The organism is Prauserella cavernicola, assembly GCF_016595675.1.
Lineage (GTDB): Bacteria > Actinomycetota > Actinomycetes > Mycobacteriales > Pseudonocardiaceae > Prauserella_A > Prauserella_A cavernicola.
Genome location: NZ_JAENJH010000003.1, coordinates 404,230 through 421,989, shown reverse-complemented (window position 1 = coordinate 421,989; position 17,760 = coordinate 404,230). Strand labels below are relative to the sequence as shown.

Sequence of the window (17,760 nt, the reverse complement as noted above, 5' to 3'; positions counted from 1 at the left end):
GCTGGGGAAGGACGCTGGTGGCGAGTTTCGGTGTGCTCGGTCCCCTGACCGTCTCCGATCCCGAAGGGCGGTTCGTCCGGTTGCGGGGCGAGCGGCAGCGCACGCTGCTCGCGATGCTGCTGGCTCGCGCGGGCGAGTTCGTGCCCGTCGACTCACTGGTGGAGGCCCTCTGGCCGGACGTGCCGCCCAAGTCCTACGCCTCCAACCTGCACACCTACGTCTCGCGGCTACGGGAACGGCTCGGGGTGCCCATCGAGCACGCGCCCGGCGGCTACCGGCTGCGGGCCGACGACGCCGAGGTGGACCTGCTGACGTTCGAGGCCGAGGCGGCCAGGGGCAGGCGCGCGGCTCAGGCCGGCGAGCACGCCGCCGCGGCGGCGCACCTGCGCGTCGCGCTCGCGCAGTGGCGGGGACCCGCGCTCGCCGACGTCCACGTGCCCTCGCTCACGCCCGTCGCGGCGAGGCTCGACGGCGAGCGGCTGACGGTGTTCGAGGACCTGGCCGAGGCCGGGCTCGCCACGGGCGGGCACGCCGAACTCGTCGCCGAGCTGGAGCAGTTCCTCGCGGCGAATCCGCTGCGCGAGCGGGCCGCGGCGCTGTTGATGCTCGCGCTGCAGCGCTCGGGACGGCAGGCCGAGGCGCTGGCCGTCCACGGCCGCATCCGGGCGGCGCTGGCCGACGAGCTGGGCGTCGACCCGGGGGCCGAGCTCCGGCGCGTGCACGAGGCCGTGCTGCGCGGGGACGACGCCGGGCCGGGCACTGCCTCGCCGTGGCCGATCTGCCAGCTGCCCGCGGACCTCGCCGACTTCTCCGGTCGCGAGGAGCAGGTGCGGGTGCTCGCCGATTCGCTCACCACCGAGGCGGCGATGCCGGTGACGGTGCTCAGCGGGGAGCCAGGCGCGGGCAAGAGCACGCTGGCCGTGCGCGTGGGACACCACGTGCGCGGGCGGTTCCCGGACGGCCAGCTGTTCGTGCAGCTCAGCGGGGCCTGGCAGCCGCGCGATCCCGCCGACGTACTCGCGGACCTGCTGCGCGCGCTGGGCGTGAGCGGCCCCGCGATCCCCGACGATCCGCACGCGCGGGCCGCGGCGTACCGGGGCAGGCTGACCGACCGCAAGGTGCTGGTGGTGCTCGACGACGCCGCCTCGGCGGAGCAGGTGCGCCCGCTGCTGCCCGGCACACCGGGCTGTGCGGTGCTGGTGACGAGCAGGCGCAGGCTCAGCGCGCTCGACGGGGCCCGGCGCGTGCCGCTCGGGCCGTTCGACGACCACGAGGCGGCCGCCCTGCTGTCGCACCTCGCCGGACCGGACCGCGTCGGCGGCGAGCCCGACGACGCGGCGCGCATCGCCGCCGCGTGCGGCAACCTGCCGCTGGCGCTGCGCATCGCGGGCACGCGGCTGGCGATCAGGCCCAACCTGCGGCTGCGGACGCTGGCCGACCGGCTCGACGACGAGCGCAACCGGCTGGACGAGCTCAGCGTCAGCGATCGGCAGGTGCGGACGAGCATCGCGCTGAGTTTCGAGGCGCTGACGCCGCTCGCCCGCGAGGGAGTACGGGCGCTCGCGTTGTGCGGCGACATCGAGGCGCCGGCCTGGGCCATCGCCGTGCTGATCGACGACCCCGGAGCCGACGGGGCCGTCGAGGAGCTGGTCGAGGCGAGCCTGCTGGCCCCGGTCGGCGTCGACGCCACCGGTGAGCCGCGGTTCCGGCTGCACGACCTGGTGCGGGTGTTCGCACGCGAGCAGCACGGGGACACGACGAAGGTGCACACACTCGTGCACGTCACGGTGGCGCTGGCCGAGGCCGCCACGCGGCAGCTGCCGTGGACCGTGCCGCTGCCGAGGTGGCCCTTTGGCGCGTCCGAGGACTCGCTGGCCGGCGAGACCGTCGCCCGGCTCGTGGACGATCCGCACACGTGGTTCGCCACCGAGCGGGCCAACCTGGTCACGGTGATCGGCGCGATCTTTCGCAACGGCTGGCACGGCGAGGCCGTGTTGCTGCTGGAACGGCTGAGCGGCTACCTGTGGCTGCACGGGCAGTACGCGGACATGCGGGCCTGCCACGAGAACCTGCTCAGGCTCGCTCGCAAGGCGGGCGTGCCGAAGGTCGCCGCGTGGGCGGAGGCCAACCTGGCGGTGCTGGTACATGCGAGGGGCGAGCACGAGGAGGCCGAGCGCCGCTACCGCGCGTGCGCATCGGCACTGCTCGAACTCGGCGAGCGGCACACGGCCGCGTGGGTCGCCGCGAACCTCGCGCGCTGTCTGGTCGGGCTGGGCAGGCCGGGAGAGTCGCTCGAGGTGGCCGACCACGCCCTCGCCCTGCTGCGGGAACAGCCCGACGAGGCCGCGACCCAGCACGTCGAACAGATCAGGACCGAGGCGTTCAACCGGCTCGGCAGGCTCGGTGACTCGGTGCGCGTGAACCGCAACGCGCTCGTCGCCGCGCGGCACTCCGGTGCTCCGGTGCCGATCGCGCAGGCGCTCGGCGGGCTGGCGTGGTCGCTCACGCTGGCCGGTGAGCTGGCCACGGCGCGGGAACTGGCAACGGAGTCGGTGGAGCTGCTGCGGGCGGTGTCCGTGCGCTCGTCGCTGGCCAGGTCGCTGCGCACGCTCGGGGCGATCAACGCCGGTCTCGGCAAACGCGACGAGGCGGTGGCGGCCTACACCGAGGCGCACGACCTGGCGAGGGCGCTCAACGAGCGGCCGAGGGAGCTCTCGTGCGCGCGGGCGCTCGCGGCGGGCCTGATCGGCGAGGACCGGGCACCCGAGGCGATCGAGCTGCTGAACACGGGGCTCGCGGAGTTCCGGTCCATGGGCAGTGTGGCGTCGACGGTCGTGTCGCTGCGGGTGCTGGCGACGGCCTACGACGCCGTCGGGCAACCCACGAGCGCCGAGGCGGCGCGAGCGGAGGCCGACCTGCTCACCGACCCGAGGGACGCCAGCGCGGCCACCCTGGTGGCGTTGCTGATGAAGCTGACCCGGGGCACCGGACGCGCCGTCGTCGCGGGCACGCCCGGCGTCACCCCCAGTCGTCAGGCTTGACTCAGCCCGCGTTCGTCAGTTTTTCAATGCCTTCGCGTAGCGCCCGTTGGCGGGCAGCCACGTGAGCACGATCGCCGCGACGGCGCCGAGCACGCCCAGGATTCCGAGCACGATCATGATCGTGCTGCCGTCGTCGGTCGCGACCCTGCCCGCGATCAGGCCGGTGAGCACCGCGAAGATCGTCACCAGCACCCGCGACCACGTCGCTGCCTTGCGCATGAGCAGGGCGAACACCACCAGACCGACTCCCGCGAGCAGCGCCATGGTGCCGCGCGTGGACAGCGTGTCGGACACGTCGGCGATGACGGACGACGGAGCCATCGTGCTGATCAGCTCCGGCGGCCTGCCGAGCGCGCTCGCGAGGACCTCGACGGCCAGGTCGTCGCCGCCGGTTCGCATGACGATGGCGTTGCCGATCGTGGCCAGTGCCCCGACCGCCGCCGCGACGAGCGCGGCGAGCAACGTGGCGGGACGGTTGACGGCAGGCGCGCTGGGCACCGGACCGGCAGCGAAGTGGGTGCTCACTGCGTAGTTCTCCTTGATTCGATCCCCGGACAGATGACGCAGTTCGTCACCCGTACAGACGATCTTGGAGAACGGGACCACACGGAACGAACACAGTCCGTGGAGCGAGTCAGTCGATACAGGTACCGACGGTTGCCCTGAACAGGTGAGCGGGCTCAGTGCCGATCGGGCGCACTTTCACCCCGGGATCGGACGCGGGCAGCCACACCGACTCACCCCGGTGCAGCTCCACCTTGGTGCCGTCGTCGGCACACAGCAGCAGCTCACCCGCCGTGCACAACAGGATCTCGGGTCCGGTGCCGTGCAGGTCCAGCTCACCGCGGTCGCCGTCGGTCCACTCGACCCGCGAGAGCTCGAACTCCGGCGTGCCCGTGCGATACACCGACGACCGGCCCGCGGCCTCGCCGGAGAGCACGGGCATGTCACCGCACGCGAAGTCGACCACGCGCAGCAGCTCGGGAACGTCGACGTGCTTCGGCGTGAGCCCGCAACGCAGGATGTTGTCCGAGTTGGCGAGGATCTCCACCGCGGTGCCGTGCAGGTAGAGGTGCAGGTTGCCGGCGGGCAGGTAGATGGCCTCGCCCGCATGCAGGGTCAGCCGGTTGAGCAGCAGCGCGGCGAGCACGCCCGCGTCCCTCGGGTGCGTCTCGCCGAGGCCGAGCACGGTGCGGCACTCGGCGTCGAACTCCCCGTGGTCCTTGACGTGGCGCACGCACGCGTCGAGCACCTCGGGCAGCAGCTCGTCGAGCGCGGGCTGCGGCAGGGTGATGAACGTCGTGAACAGCGCGCGGAGCCCGTCGGGGTCCGGCTGCGCGGCGAGCAGCTCGCTGTACTTCGTGAGCCCCGGGGTGTCGATGGCGCGCAGCAGCTCGACGGTGCGGTCCGGGTCTCGGAACCCGGCGAGCGCGTGGAACTCGGTGAGCGCGCAGACCAGCTCGGGCTTGGCCGTGGGGTCCGGGTAGTTGCGGTTGGACGCGTCCCGGGCGATGCCGGCGGCCTCCTCGCGCGCGTAACCCTCGGCGGCCTGCTGGGCCGACGGGTGGGCCTGCATCGACAGCGGCTCCTCGGCCGCGAGGATCTTGAGCAGGAACGGCAGCCTGCCGCCCCAGTGTTCGGCGCAGCGCACGCCGAGCTGACCGACCGGATCGGACTCCACCAGTTCGAGCAGGCTGTGCTCGGTGCCATCCGGACCGATCACGTGCGACGGGTCGCCGGGATGGGCGCCCATCCACAACTCCGCTTCCGGATGCGGCGACGGCACCGGACGCCCCAGCAGCTCCGGGATCGTGGTTCGGGACCCCCACGCATATGGCCGTACGGCGTTGCGCAGCAGTTCCACGGTCAACTCCACTCCTCGCCGGCCGTGTCGCACCGGCCTTTCCTCATCGCTGGCCTACGCCGTCGCCGGCGTGTACCGGCCAGCTCCCCCGATGGTCCCAGCAGCGAGGCCCAGGTACACGGCCGCCAGCTCGAACCGAAGTGCAAGTACAGCCGCGCAGCCCGCGTCGTCGGCGCTGATCTCGTCGGCGGGCGCCAGCAGGTCGGCTGAGGGCAGCATTTCGCTCGCTCTGTACCGCGCGCCGTCCGCGGCCTGGCCGGTGCGGACAGCGAGCAGAAAGGCCCTCGGCGGCGGGGCCTCGGCAGAGAAGTCGTCGGGATCGGCGAAGATGTTGCGCTCTCCGCCGCTTCTCGTGACCGCCCGGTGCAGCGCGGGCCGCGCCAGCGCCTGCCGGAAGTCGGCGGCGTCGCTGACGATCCCCGCGTGGGCACCGAGCGCGTACGAGGCGTGTTGTGCGGCGGCGACCGCCACCTGGTCGAGGCCCCACAGCAGGGGCGTGTGGTCGGCGATGCGCAGAGCGAGCGCCTTGGCCGGGTTGACGAACGTCTCGTGGCCGGGATGGCAGCGCTCGGCCTCGCTGTCGAGCCGGTCGGCGAGGCCCTCGACGTCGGACACGAGCAGGCCGAGCGTGTTGGCCGTGAGCAGGCCCGCGGTGAGTGCCCTCGCGAACGCCAGCTCGGGCGGCACCAGCACGCGCGGCGCGATGAGCAGTCCCCTGCCCGCGATCGACGACGCGACAGGCCCGTCCGGCGGCGCCGAGAGCACCACTGTGGCGCCGTAGCGGGCCGCTCGCTCGAGCGAACCCGCGAGGTCGCTGTCGTAGGGGTCGTCGGTGTGCGCGAGCACCACGTCGAGCGCCCCGATCCAGCTGGGCACCGTCTCGGAGATCACGACCGGCACCGGGCACGCGGGAGCGAGCAGCGCGTTGAGCACGGCGGTCACGCTGCGGCTGACACCGGGCCTGACCACGAGCACGACGGCGCGCGGCCGCCCGATGTCGAGCCGGTCGGAGAGCTCGAGCTCGGCCGCGGCCTCGATGGTGGCCCGCACCTGCGCGCCAGCCATCGCCGCGGCGCGCAGCAACCCCGCGCCGTCGGCCTCGTTCAGCCGGGCGGGATCGTCGAGCAGCGTGTCGTCAAGCGCCATCGGAACTGGAGTCGTCAGGCGAGTCCGTGTCCGGCTCGCCGTTGGTCGGAGGTGTCGCTTCGTCGAGCAGAAGCACGGGAATGCCGTCGCGGACGGGGTAGGTCCGCCCGCACGAGGTGCACGTGAGCGCGTCGGCCGCCGGGTCGTCCGGCGTGCCGGGGGTCAGCGGCGCGTGGTCCGGCGACGGGCACGCGAGGATCTCCAGCAGCTGTGCGTCAAGGGTGACGGCCATCATTCCTCTTTATCACGATCAGTGGTTTCCGCATTCTCAGCCGCGGACGATCGCCAGAACCTCGTCGGTCAGCGACTTGACGGCGGCCTCGTCAGGCGCTTCGACGTTGAGCCTGAGCAGCGGCTCGGTGTTGGAGGGACGCAGGTTGAACCAGCCTCGCTCACCGAGGTCGACCGTGAGCCCGTCCAGGTCGTCGACGGCGACTCCGGGACGGCCGGCGAAGGCGTCCTTCACCGCGAGCTGGCGCGCCACCTGGTCGCTCACCGTCGAGTTGATCTCCCCCGACGCGGCGTAACGGCTGTACTCCCTGGTCAGCACCGAGAGCGGGCCGTCCTGCTCGCCCAGTGCGGCCAGCACGTGCAGCGCCGCGAGCATGCCGGTGTCGGCGCGCCAGAAGTCCCGGAAGTAGTAGTGCGCCGAGTGCTCGCCGCCGAAGATCGCGCCGGTCTCGGCCATCTTCGCCTTGATGAACGAGTGCCCGACCCTGGTGCGCACGGGGTTGCCGCCGTGCTCGCTCACGATCTCCGGCACGCCCTTTGACGTGATGAGGTTGTGGATCACGGTGCCGCCGGGCTCCTTGGCGAGCTCGCGCACCGCGACGAGCGCGGTGACCGCGCTGGGCGACACCGGGTCGCCGTTCTCGTCCACGACGAAGCAGCGGTCGGCGTCGCCGTCGAAGGCGAGGCCCACGTCGGCGCCGGTCTCGCGCACCTTCGCCTGCAGGTCGACGATGTTCTTCGGGTCGAGCGGGTTGGCCTCGTGGTTCGGGAAGCTGCCGTCGAGCTCGAAGTACATGGGCACGACCTCGAGTGGAAGTCCCTCGAACACGGTCGGCACGGTGTGCCCGCCCATACCGTTGCCCGCGTCGACGACGACCTTGAGCCGCCGGATGCCGGTGAGGTCGACGAGCGTGCGCAGGTGGTCGGCGTAGGCGGTGAGCACGTCTCGCTCCACCACACTGCCGGGCTGGCCCGCGAACTCGGGCACGCCCTGCTCCACGGTGTCGCGGATCTCGGCGAGGCCGGAGTCCTGCCCGACCGGGGCGGCGCCCGCGCGGCACAGCTTGATGCCGTTGTACTGGGCCGGGTTGTGGCTCGCCGTGAACATCGCGCCGGGCATGTTGAGGCTGCCGGAGGCGAAGTACAGCTGGTCGGTGCTGGCCAGGCCGATCGAGATCACGTCAAGGCCCTGCGAGGTGACACCCTCGGCGAAGGCGGCGGCGAGGCCGGGCGAGGACTCGCGCATGTCGTGGCCGATCACCACCGACGGCGAGTCCGGCTTGATCAGCAGGGCGAACGCGGCTCCGAAGTCCCTGACCAGGTCCGCGTTCAACTGGTCGCCGACCACGCCCCTGATGTCGTAGGCCTTCACGATGCCCGACAGGTCTGACACGCCCTCTCCCCGCTGGTCGTCCGATCGGTCGTTTCCCCGAGCCCCGAGTGCTCGATGGGAAGCCTACCGACTGGCGGACGGCGTCAGGCGCGGCCGGGCAGTACGCGGAGGTGACCCCGTCTGCCCGGGGCGGCTTCCGGCTGCTCGGGAGCGGATACCGGGTCTGAGCGGCCCGCTTCGCGCACGGCCTCGGCCAGCGCGGTGAGCTCGTCGCTCGAGGGTTCCGGCTCCGAGAACTCGCCCTCGTGTCTGACGACCTCCCAGCCGCGCGGCACCGTGAGCCGCAGGGCGTGTGCCTCGCAGAGGTCGTACGAGTGGGGTTCCGACGCCGTCGCGAGTGGGCCCACCACGGCGGTGGAATCGCTGTAGGCGTAGGTCAGCGTGGCGACTGCGGGCTCGAGGCAGCCCGTCCGCGAACACTTCCGTACGCTCGGCACGGTTGATCACGATAGCCCCTTCGGGCGTTGGCGCGCCGATGACACACCGGATCGGCCCAGCGCGGCCGCGTTAGGCTTCCTCACGTGGCAATGGCTCGGAGTTCGCGCTATCGGCAGCGGATGCGCCGCGACCGGCACGGTCGCGGACTGCGCGGTCCGCTGTACCCCGCGACGCTGCCCGCCGCGGCGAGTCGCGCGGAGAAGTTCGATGCGCTCGTGCTCGACGCGCTGGAGCCGATCGAGGCGCGCTGGCGCACGGAGCTGACCAAGCTCGACGTCGCCGTGGACGACGTCCCCGAGGTCGGCGAGGACCTGCCGCCCGAGCAGGCGGAGGGCGTGCTGCACGACGGCGCCGTGCCGCTGTCGCGGCTGGTTCCGGCCGGGGTCGACAGGGCGGGCCTGCCCACGAGGGCACGGATCGTGCTCTACCGCCGTCCGCTCGAGGCACGCGCCAAGGACTCAGCCGAGCTGGCCGATCTCGTGCACGACGTACTGGTCGAGCAGATCGCGATCTACCTGGGTGTCGAGCCCGACATCATCGACGGCGAGTGAGTTCCCCTTCGCCCCGGGATCGCCGTGAGCGCCGTGAACAGCACCGCAGCCACCTGGATCAGCAGCAGCACGTTGTGCAGAGCCGGTGAGTACTCCACGGTGACCTCCGAGGTCCTTGGCGGCACCGACACCGCCACCTGGTGACCCCACGCGGGCACGATCGGCACCGGCTCGCCGTTGACGCTCGCCCGCCAGCCCGCCTCGTGTTCGGCGGCGAGCACCAGCAGCCGTCCGTCCGGGCCGTCGGAGACCCGCACGCGCACGTCGGGCAGCTCGGCCTGGACCTCGGCTGCCGAGTCGCCGGTCATCAGCTCGCCGCTCGGCGGCTCGCCGCTGACGGCGCGCCGCGCCTGCTCCGGCGAGACAAGCGTGACCTGGCCCGACACGGGGGTCAGCCGCAGCACCGTCCTGCCGTCCGTGGCCGGAGGTGCGTCCGCGACGAGGTCGTCGGCGGCCTGCCGCAGCCGCGCGCCGTCCTCGCCGGGCGGCAGCACCAGGAACAGCACGCCGGCCGAGGCGGCCGAGGTCACCGCCTCCGGTGCTCCGGCGAGCAGCTCGCGCTGCCACACCGAGAGCCGCTCGGGAGTCCCTTCGACGGGTACGAGCGCGTCGTCGCCGTAGCCGGGCAGCCTGCCGCCTGACTGGCGGACGGGCTCGCCCTGGGCGCCCAGCACCAGCACGCTGCGTCCGGTGTCGGCCAGTTCCCGCGTGAGCGACGGGGCGAGACTCCAGCCACCGTCGGCGCGCACGGTGCCCTCGCGTCCGGTCGCGACGCCGCCCGCGGCGAGGGTGAGCAGCACGGCGACCCCGCCGAGGGCACCGGCTCTGGCGAGCGACCTCGGAGCGGCGCCGAGCCCGGCGGAGCAGGTGCCCAGCACGACCAGCAGCAGCCCGGCGCCGACGACGAGCAGTGGCGCTCCCGCGAACGCGGGCGCCTGCGCGCCGCCGCGGGGCGGGGCCAGCTCGACGAGCTGCGTCACGCCCGTGCCCACCACACCCAGTAGCACCACGGCGAGCCCCGGCACGACGCGCGCCGTCGGCCTGGCGACGGCGGCCGCGAGCGCCGCGATCACCACGACCAGCCCGAGCGGGAAGCCGCCCGCGCCTCCGGGATCGAGCCCGGCGAGGTCGGCTCCGGCCGCGCTTTCCGCCGGGGTGCCGAGGCCGTGCAGCAGCAGCGAGGGACTGGTCAGCAGTGTCGGCAGCCACGGCAGCAGGAGCACCGGCGGCAGCAGCACGACGAGCGCGACGGCGGGGATGCCGCGTGCCGGCCGGTGTCCCGGTGGCGGCAGCACGACGAACCCGAGCACGAGCGCGGCGAGCGCGAGCCCGTGCGTGAGTGGGGAGAACGCACCCACGACGGCCAGCGTGAGGGCGCACAGCACGCTGGTGCTGAGCCAGCGTTCGTCGGCGCGAGTGAGCACGGCCACGATCCCGGCGATCAGCGCGGGCAGCAGGATGTGCACCACCACGACGTCCACGCGGCCCTGCGCCACCGAGGCGGTGGCGGCGGGCAGCAGCGCGTACCCGGCGGCGAGGCCGGCGCGCACCCAGCGGTCCACGCGCAGCCGTCGCGTCGCCGCGTAGGCAACGAGCGCCGAGAGCGGAAGATCCAGGATCAGCACCAGGGACACGAGCGCGGCCGGTCCGCCGAGCGGGGCCAGCGGCGCGCCGAGCAGGCCGAGCACCGGCAGCGCCACCGGCGCGGCGCTGGCCGTGCCGCCCGCGAACGCGTGCCACGAATCGAGGTAGGTGGACCACACTCGCCCGAGGTCGCCGACCGGCAACAGGTCGGCCCCCGCCAGGTCCAGCCCGAGCCTGCCGCCGTTGAGGACGAGCCCGAGCGCGGTGAGCACAACGAGCAGCGCCACGGGCGGGGCGAACAACGTCGCGGCGAGCACCCGGCGCCGGTCGAGCGGCACGAAGACCAGGTCCCGGTCGGCGGCCGCGGCGCCGGGTGAGGGCCTCGCACGCGGCTGTTCCGGTTCGGCCCGCTCCGGTTCCGGCAGTGGCACGGCGACGACGTCGGAGGGCCGGCGCAGCCCGCTCGTGCGGGAGCGCAGCGGTCGCGTGGCCCCGGCGGGCAGCGCGTCAGGGCCGACCGGAACCTGGCGCGAGGTACGGACCTCGGGCGGGATCCACGCCGCGGTGTCGTCCCGCGCGGTCTCGGGCAGCCTGCCGAGCGCGGCCTCGCTCTCCACGCGCCTGCGCACCAGGTGCACGACGCCGCCGCGCAGCGCGGCACGGAGCCTGCCGACCCTGCTCGTGAACAACCCGCGCACGCTGCCGGGCTGCCGGGAGGCCCTAGCCTCGCGCAGCTTCGCCTTCCCGCCGAGCAGGTACCCGGCGGCGCCGAACTCGGCGCGCGCCCTGGTTCCGTTGCGCAGCAAGGCGAATCCGAGTCCGCGCAGCACGCACAGCAGCACGAGCCGGGGCACTCCGAGTACACAAGAGACGGTGGAGCAGTTGACGAGGAACGTCCGGAGCCCGAACACGCGGTCGGCCTCGGCGGTGCTGGCGAAGGAACCGGCCAGTGCGTTGGCGGCGCGCTGTCCCGTGCCCGCCGCGCGCACGTGCCGCAGCCGCGCGAGCGGTACGCACAGCACCACGCCGCCCGCCGCGTTCACCCGCCAGCCGAAGTCGATGTCCTCGCGCAGCAAGGAGATCTCGCGGTCGAAACCACCGAGCTCGTCCCACGTCTCGCGCCGGATCAGCGAGCCCGCGCTGGGCACGGCGAGCACCTCGGTGCTCTGCTCGGGAGAGTCCTCGGCGCCGAGCCTGCGCGGCACGGCGGGCTGCCGGTGGCCGGAGGCGTCGGTGGACAGTCCGGCCTCGACGATGAGTCTCGGATCGGTCCAGTCGACCGCGAGTGGTCCGAGCACCGCGGCCGAGGGGGCCGTTTCGGCCGCGCGCAGGAGGATGTCGAGACAGTCCGGCTCGGGCGCGCTGTCGTCGTGCAGGAGCCAGATCCACTGTCCTGGATCTCCCCAACGTTCACTCGCAAGAGTGACGGTTTCGGCGACCGCAGCGGCGAATCCGGTCTCCTCGGCAAGCGTGATGACGCCGTCGAGAACCGGTGGGCCCGCCGCCCCGTCGGTGGCCGCGGACTTCAGCAACTCGGCCGTGCCGTCGGTGGAACCGGTGTCCACGGCGAGCACATGTCGGGGCCGGACGCCGGTGCGCCGCAACGCGGACAGCGTCAACGGTAGCCAGTCTTCTCCGTTGTGGCAGACCAGAATCGCGAGGACCGGTGCCGTCTGCGCCGCGGGCGGCGTTGGCGTCCTGGGCAAGGACTTCTCCGTGGTGTCAGGCGTGTCGAGAGTGAGCGGGTGCGCTCACCCTACGAGGTGCACCGACGGACAACGGCGTGGCCCGGACCATGCCGCCCAGGCGCGGGCCGCGGTCATCCCACAGTCCGGCCCGGGCGCGAAACACCTGTCACACAACGCGTTTCTTGAGCTTGCGCCGCTCTCGTTCGGAAAGCCCGCCCCAGATACCGAAGCGCTCGTCGTGTGCGAGCGCGTACTCGAGGCAGTCGTCCTTGACATCGCAGCCCTGGCAGATTCGCTTGGCCTCCCTGGTGGATCCACCCTTTTCGGGGAAGAACGCCTCCGGGTCGGTCTGCGCACACAGCGCGCGCTCCTGCCAGTCCTGCTCATCGGTCACGTCGAGCAGATCGGTGAGCACGCCCAGATCCTCTTCCGGGTGCCCCCAATCCATGACGCGCCCCCATTCCCTTCCACTAGTGTCCAACCGCACGTCCGCCTCCTCGCTCTCACGCACTCCCAGGCTGGCGGTGAAACCGTCATCGCCACCCCCCTTTCGGCGGCGAATGACATCAATGTGATTACACCTGTGTAGTGCGGCCAGGTCAAGCCGAGTCCCAACTTTGGGGGATACTTCGGCCGCCACGCGCAAGCGGACACGCCGATGAAATCTCACGAGGATCCGACAAGGCCGACAACGCCGGACACACGGCCGGAAGCGGATAGGCCAGACTGGGGTTCGTGCAACGATCCGTAGTTCGCCCCAGCCTGCTCTTCTACGTCATCCTGCTCGTGACCATCGCCGGTGGCGCGCTCACGGCGTTCGTGGCGCCCTGGACGGACACACTCCAACGTGACGCCCTCGGCACGCTCGGTCTGTTCGTGCTCGTGCTGGGCGGGTGGGCGCTCTCGCTCACGCTGCACGAGTTCGGCCACGCGTTCGTGGCCTACAAGGGCGGCGACTACGAGGTGGCGCACAAGGGCTACCTGTCGCTCGACATCCGGCGCTACACCGACCCGGTCATGTCGCTCGTGCTGCCGTTGATCATCCTCGCGATCGGCGGCATCCCGCTGCCCGGCGGCGCGGTGTGGATCAACCGGTGGGCGCTGCGTTCGCGCTCGGTGTCGTCGTGGGTCTCGCTCGCGGGGCCGCTGAGCAACCTGGCGATCGGCATCCTGCTGACGATCGCGGTGGTGTTCGCGCCGATGCCGATCGGGCTCGCCATCGGTCTCTCGTACCTGGCCTCGCTGCAGATCCTCGCGTTCGTGATCAACATCCTGCCGGTGCCCGGTCTGGACGGCTTCGGGGCGATCGAGCCCTATCTCTCGCCGCAGGCGCGCGAGTTCGGCGCCAAGGCCCGGCCGTGGGCGCCGCTCGTGCTGTTCGCGTTGATCATCGGCCTGCCCGGGTTCGGCAACGCGCTGTGGGACATGACCGACTTCGTGTTCGGCGCCGTCGGGGGCGACGAGACCCTGTCGCAGCTCGGTCAGATGGGCTTCATGTTCTGGCGTTACTGATCTCCTCGCGGGCGAACCACTTGTTCGCCCGCTTGGCGACGCGCTTGAGCCCCGAGCGCTCGCCGAGGTAGCCCCCGACCATGCCGACGACGGGCAGCATCCCGAGCGCCTGGTGGTAGAAGCGGCCGCTCGGCCGCTTCTCCAGTTCGTCGGTGACACCGAGCAGGGAGCGACCGAGTCGCCACAGCGTGCGGGCGACGGTCTTGAGGGTGACCGAGCCGCGTTTCTTGGCCGACTCGAGCTCCTCGGTGAGCTTCGCGGTCTCGGCGTCCTCAGCCGCGCGGTCGGCGGCCGTGCCCTGGGCGAGCTCGCGGCTCACCTCGCGCTCGAAGAGCACCCACGCGAGCAGGCGGACGCGGTCGCCGACATCGGTGACACCACGCTCTCCCGCGATCGCGCACAGCAACAGCCCCTGCGATGCCGCGCCGAGCGTGTCCTGGATCGGGAACCGGTCGGCGAGCGCGCCACCGAGGCCGGGCACCGCGGTGACGAGTGAGGTGAACCTGCCGACGCGGTTGACCCACCAGCCCGTGCGCTGCTCGGTGTCCATGGCCGCCCACCCCTTGGTGCCGGGCACCTTCACCGACTTGACCGCCTCGAGCAGTCTGGCGCGCTTCGACCCGTTCCCGGCGACGGAGTCCTCCGCCGAATCCACCGACGCTCGCGCGACGAGGCCGAACGGATCGGCCTCGCGTAGCGCGTCCACCACGGGCCCGGTCGCGCGCACGAAGGGCCGCAGCACGGACACGACGTGCTTGTCCGAAATGGCCTCCGCCATCTCACCCCACCTTCCCGGCGTCCTGGGCACGCTTGCCCAGCGTTCCGCCGAGCACCAGCGCGGCGGGCAGCGCACCTGCCGCGAGCAGCACCAGGCCACGCCAGTCGACGAGCAGCACCATGTCGCCGCCGGGGCCCTGCACGCCCACCACGAGCAGCGTCAGGATCCACACCGCCAGTGGCACGATCCCGAGCCTGCGGTTTCCCAGACTGGCGGCCAGCAACACCAGCAGCGGCGTGGTCACGGCCGCCACGAGCGCGCTCACCGGCAGTGGCGCGTCACCCAGCTCCGGCAGGATCAGACCGTCGAGGCGCAGGGGCAGGAAGAACAACTCCAGCAGGGCCAGCAGTGCCGCGTCGACGGCGAGCAGCACGAACAGCGCCCAGTCGACGGCGCGAGAGGGCAGGGTCACGAGTAGAGCCCTCCGAACAGGTCGGTCTCCGCGCCCTCCGAGGGGCCGTGCGCGAGGACGAAGTACTCGGCGGCAGGCACCGGCTGCGCGATGTCGTTGGACAGCGCGAACCAGGCCGCGCCCGCTCCGCTCACGCTGACCTGCGTCTCGTGGGCGCGCAGTGCGGCGAGCTTGTGCCCCACGTGGTCGTCGATCGCGACGGTCGTGGTGATCCGCTCGTCGGGCACGGTGGGCAGTTCGCCGTCGTCGGCGACCCGGAACGGCACCTTGTCGCCGGCCGCGCGCAGCTCCGCGAGGCCCTTGGCCGTCGCCGCGGCCGAGGACACCGTGTGGAACACGCGGACCACGGACCGGGCCCTGCGCGCCGCGGCCGTGGTGATCTCGTGGGCGCGGATGTGGTCGGGATGGCCGTAGCCGCCGAAGGAGTCGTAGGTGACGACGACGTCGGGCCGGAGGTCGTCGAACACGGAGAGCAACTGCTCGGCCTGTTCCTCGGCCGAGCCGCCGACGAAGGCACGAGGATGCTCGGCGGCCGGGGTGCCCGCCATGCCGGAGTCCCGCCAGCGGCCGATTCCACCCAGATACCGGTGCGCGCTCCAGCCGAGCGCGGCCCCCGCCGCGGCGAGCTCCGAGGCGCGGTACCCACCGAGCTGGTCTCCGGCCCAGGAGCCGAGCTGGTCCAGACCGGGCGGGATGATCTCGCCTTCCTCGCCGAGAGTGCAGGTCACCACCGTGACGTCGGCACCCTGCGCGGCGTAGCGCGCGATGGTGCCACCGGTGGTGATGCTCTCGTCGTCAGGGTGCGCGTGCACGAGCAGCAGCCTCACGCCGCCAGCCTACGGGCGACGCGAGGCGGCGATCGGACTGGACCCAACGGGCTAGCCGGTTCACCGAACGGCTGCCAAAAGGTCACCGATTGGCATTTAGTTCTTTCGTCGTGTCCACATGCCGGGATCCCTGGGCTATTCTCCCCGCGTCACGCATTGCGCCATGTCGAGGTGGTGAGAAGGCAGCGGATGGCCAACCAACAGTCAGTAACACTCCAGCGCGTAGCTATGCTTCGTTTCACTCGTTCGGAGTAATCGTTGGGTAATCACCGTTGCATCACGATCGCTGTCCGAAGCGGCACCGTCGCCGCGATTGTGCTTAGCGTGCACGGTTACGGCGAGCACCTTCGATCACATCGACGGCTCACCGGTAAGGGGAGAGATCGCCTCGAACCCCGATGGCGTCCAGCAAGGAGAATCAATGTTGAGAAGTAAGTCAGGCGCGGCGCGGGCGGCCGCGCTCGTCGCAGGGGCGGCGCTTGTCCTGTCCGCGTGCAGCGGCGGCGACGGGGGAGGCGATGGAAGCGGCCAGACCGGCCAGATCTTCGCCGAGTGCGATGCGAACCCCAACGAGTGCAACTCCAGCCCCGCCGACCAGCTGCAGGACGGCGGCCAGGTCACCATGGCGCTGGAGAAGGACATCGCCAACTGGAACCTCAACTCCTCCGAAGGCAACGTCTTCGAATCCGGGATGGCGCTCAAGGGCGTGCTGCCCTCGACCTACCTCAGCAACCCGGACCTCAAGTTCACGATGAACGAGGACCTGCTGGAGTCGGCCGAGCAGACCAACACCGACCCGCAGACGATCGTCTACAAGATCAAGCAGGAAGCGGTCTGGTCCGACGGAACCCCGGTCTCCGCCGAGGACTTCATCTACGTCTGGAAGACCCAGAACGGCAAGGACTGCCCCGAGTGCGCGGTCGCCACGACCGCCGGGTACGACCAGGTGCGCACGGTCGAGGGTTCGGACAACGGCAAGACCGTGACCGTCACCTACGACAAGCCGTTCACCGACTGGCAGCAGCTGTGGGAGTCGGGCCAGCCGATCTACCCCGCGCACATCGCCAAGGAGCACGGCGACCTCAACACGCCTGAGGGTCTGAAGTCGGCGTTCGACTGGTTCGGCGCCAACGTGCCGACCTACTCCGCCGGCCCGTACAAGATCGAGAACTTCGAGAAGAACCGCTCGCTGACCCTGGTGCCGAACGAGCGCTGGTGGGGCGACAAGCCCAAGCTGGAGCGCGTGATCTTCCGGATCATCACCGACGCCGCGCAGGAGCCGACCGCCCTGCAGAACAACGAGGTCCAGGTCATCTACCCGCAGCCGCAGGTGGACCTCGTGAACCAGGTGCGCAACATCCCGAACGTGTCCTCCTACGTCGGCCTCGGCCTCACCTGGGAGCACTTCGACTTCAACCTCGACAACGAGGTGCTGAAGGACAAGGCGCTGCGCCAGGCGCTGTTCACCGTCGTCGACCGGCAGGCGCTGATCGACGGCACCGTCGGCCAGTTCACCGACAAGGTCGAGCCGCTCAACAGCAACAACTTCATGCCGCAGCAGGAGGGCTACGAGGACGTCATCAGCGAGACCGGTCAGGGCACCGGTGACGTCGAGGCGGCCAAGAAGATCCTCACCGACGCCGGCTACAAGATCGAGAACAACCGTCTGATCGACCCCGACGGCCAGCCGATCCCGGAGATGAGCGTCCGCTACACCACCGGCAACCAGATCCGTCAGGACTCGAGCGAGCTGTTCGCCCAGGCCGCCAAGCAGCTCGGCGTGACCGTCAACGTCTCGCCGACCGACGACCTCGGTGGCACGCTCGAGAGCGGTGAGTACGACATCATGCTGTTCGCGTGGGTCGCCTCGCCGTACCCGTTCGCCAACGCGGTCCAGAACTGGACCACGGGTCAGGGCAACAACTTCGGTAACTACAGCAACCCCGACGTCGACCGCCTGCTCAACGAGGCGGCCGCCGAGACGGACCGGCAGGACGCGCTGGGCAAGGTCAACGAAGCCAACCGCATCATGGCCGAGGACGCCTACGTGCTGCCGCTGTACCAGAAGCCGACGTTCATCGCCGCGTACGACAACCTGGCGAACGTCCGCAACAACTCCACGCTGGACGGGCCGGTCTACAACATCGGCGAGTGGGGCGTTCGCGCGGGCTGACGCCTTCGCACGGACTCACTGATCCACGATTCGACAGGGGAGGCCGCCTGTTCCCGGGCGGCCTCCCCGTCGGGCGAAAAAAAGATCAAGAACGTACTCTGATCGGCGGTACCGCCACGAGC

General features: G+C 71.5%; 15 protein-coding genes. 4 read left to right on the top strand and 11 right to left on the bottom strand.

The window, feature by feature from the left end; translation table 11 throughout:
- The first annotated feature begins 17 nt into the window (after nt 1–17).
- Nucleotides 18–3,041: an AfsR/SARP family transcriptional regulator gene (locus JHE00_RS15345; RefSeq protein ID WP_200318730.1), complete on the top strand. Its 3,024-nt coding sequence runs from the start codon at nt 18–20 to the stop codon at nt 3,039–3,041.
- A 15-nt stretch (nt 3,042–3,056) separates the two neighbouring features.
- On the opposite strand, the gene JHE00_RS15340 is transcribed toward JHE00_RS15345, so the two are convergent.
- The 6 genes from JHE00_RS15340 to JHE00_RS15315 all read right to left on the bottom strand — a co-directional run bounded on the left by JHE00_RS15340 (nt 3,057) and on the right by JHE00_RS15315 (nt 8,112).
- Nucleotides 3,057–3,566: a hypothetical protein gene (locus JHE00_RS15340; RefSeq protein WP_200318729.1), complete on the bottom strand. Its 510-nt coding sequence runs from the start codon at nt 3,564–3,566 to the stop codon at nt 3,057–3,059.
- Nucleotides 3,567–3,675: 109 nt separating this feature from the next.
- Complete coding sequence (gene manA, locus JHE00_RS15335; RefSeq protein ID WP_200319304.1) at nt 3,676–4,905, bottom strand: mannose-6-phosphate isomerase, class I; 1,230 nt, start codon at nt 4,903–4,905, stop codon at nt 3,676–3,678.
- A gap of 54 nt (nt 4,906–4,959) precedes the next feature.
- Nucleotides 4,960–6,051 (bottom strand): hypothetical protein, encoded by a 1,092-nt coding sequence (locus JHE00_RS15330; protein WP_200318728.1) that lies wholly within the window; start codon nt 6,049–6,051, stop codon nt 4,960–4,962.
- On the bottom strand, nt 6,041–6,283 hold the full coding sequence (locus JHE00_RS15325) for a Trm112 family protein (protein WP_200318727.1): 243 nt from the start codon (nt 6,281–6,283) through the stop codon (nt 6,041–6,043). The genes JHE00_RS15330 and JHE00_RS15325 overlap by 11 nt, the downstream gene beginning before the upstream one ends.
- A 36-nt stretch (nt 6,284–6,319) precedes the next feature.
- Entirely contained in the window at nt 6,320–7,675 is a 1,356-nt protein-coding gene (locus tag JHE00_RS15320) for a phosphomannomutase/phosphoglucomutase (RefSeq protein WP_200318726.1), read from the bottom strand.
- An 83-nt stretch (nt 7,676–7,758) separates the two neighbouring features.
- Nucleotides 7,759–8,112, bottom strand: coding sequence for a DUF3499 domain-containing protein (locus JHE00_RS15315; protein ID WP_200318725.1), 354 nt, complete (start codon nt 8,110–8,112; stop codon nt 7,759–7,761).
- A 90-nt stretch (nt 8,113–8,202) separates the two neighbouring features.
- Here JHE00_RS15315 and JHE00_RS15310 point away from each other — a divergent pair, with 90 nt between their 5' ends.
- Entirely contained in the window at nt 8,203–8,664 is a 462-nt protein-coding gene (locus JHE00_RS15310) for a metallopeptidase family protein (protein ID WP_200319302.1), read from the top strand.
- Here the strand turns inward: JHE00_RS15310 and JHE00_RS15305 are convergent.
- Nucleotides 8,625–11,954, bottom strand: a complete 3,330-nt coding sequence (locus JHE00_RS15305; RefSeq protein ID WP_200318724.1) for a glycosyltransferase family 2 protein — start codon at nt 11,952–11,954, stop codon at nt 8,625–8,627. The two genes, JHE00_RS15310 and JHE00_RS15305, sit on opposite strands and share 40 nt — an antisense overlap.
- Nucleotides 11,955–12,102: 148 nt before the next feature.
- Complete coding sequence (locus JHE00_RS15300) at nt 12,103–12,423, bottom strand: WhiB family transcriptional regulator (RefSeq protein ID WP_307831954.1); 321 nt, start codon at nt 12,421–12,423, stop codon at nt 12,103–12,105.
- A 248-nt stretch (nt 12,424–12,671) separates the two neighbouring features.
- Here JHE00_RS15300 and JHE00_RS15295 point away from each other — a divergent pair, with 248 nt between their 5' ends.
- On the top strand, nt 12,672–13,448 hold the full coding sequence (locus tag JHE00_RS15295) for a site-2 protease family protein (RefSeq protein ID WP_200318722.1): 777 nt from the start codon (nt 12,672–12,674) through the stop codon (nt 13,446–13,448).
- Here JHE00_RS15295 and JHE00_RS15290 read toward each other — a convergent pair.
- Genes JHE00_RS15290 through mshB form a run of 3 tightly spaced genes read right to left on the bottom strand, consistent with a single transcriptional unit; the run spans nt 13,429 to nt 15,459 of the window.
- Nucleotides 13,429–14,226 (bottom strand): hypothetical protein, encoded by a 798-nt coding sequence (locus tag JHE00_RS15290; RefSeq protein WP_200318721.1) that lies wholly within the window; start codon nt 14,224–14,226, stop codon nt 13,429–13,431. The genes JHE00_RS15295 and JHE00_RS15290 overlap by 20 nt on opposite strands.
- Before the next feature lies 1 nt (nt 14,227).
- Nucleotides 14,228–14,638 (bottom strand): hypothetical protein, encoded by a 411-nt coding sequence (locus tag JHE00_RS15285; RefSeq protein ID WP_307831953.1) that lies wholly within the window; start codon nt 14,636–14,638, stop codon nt 14,228–14,230.
- On the bottom strand, nt 14,635–15,459 hold the full coding sequence (gene mshB / locus JHE00_RS15280) for an N-acetyl-1-D-myo-inositol-2-amino-2-deoxy-alpha-D-glucopyranoside deacetylase (RefSeq protein WP_200319297.1): 825 nt from the start codon (nt 15,457–15,459) through the stop codon (nt 14,635–14,637). Before mshB ends, JHE00_RS15285 begins: the two co-directional genes overlap by 4 nt.
- A gap of 427 nt (nt 15,460–15,886) precedes the next feature.
- Here mshB and JHE00_RS15275 point away from each other — a divergent pair, with 427 nt between their 5' ends.
- Nucleotides 15,887–17,638 carry an ABC transporter family substrate-binding protein gene (locus tag JHE00_RS15275; protein ID WP_200318720.1) on the top strand — a complete coding sequence of 584 codons (1,752 nt, stop codon included), beginning with the start codon at nt 15,887–15,889 and terminating at the stop codon, nt 17,636–17,638.
- Nucleotides 17,639–17,760 lie beyond the last annotated feature (122 nt).

Excerpts from the sequence above, each read along its gene's own strand:
- JHE00_RS15290 (WP_200318721.1), bottom strand. The coding sequence starts at position 14,226 with ATGGCGGAGGCCATTTCGGACAAGCACGTCGTGTCCGTGCTGCGGCCC.
- JHE00_RS15310 (WP_200319302.1), top strand. The coding sequence starts at position 8,203 with ATGGCTCGGAGTTCGCGCTATCGGCAGCGGATGCGCCGCGACCGGCAC.
- JHE00_RS15330 (WP_200318728.1), bottom strand. The coding sequence starts at position 6,051 with ATGGCGCTTGACGACACGCTGCTCGACGATCCCGCCCGGCTGAACGAG.
- JHE00_RS15275 (WP_200318720.1), top strand. The coding sequence starts at position 15,887 with ATGTTGAGAAGTAAGTCAGGCGCGGCGCGGGCGGCCGCGCTCGTCGCA.
- JHE00_RS15325 (WP_200318727.1), bottom strand. The coding sequence starts at position 6,283 with ATGGCCGTCACCCTTGACGCACAGCTGCTGGAGATCCTCGCGTGCCCG.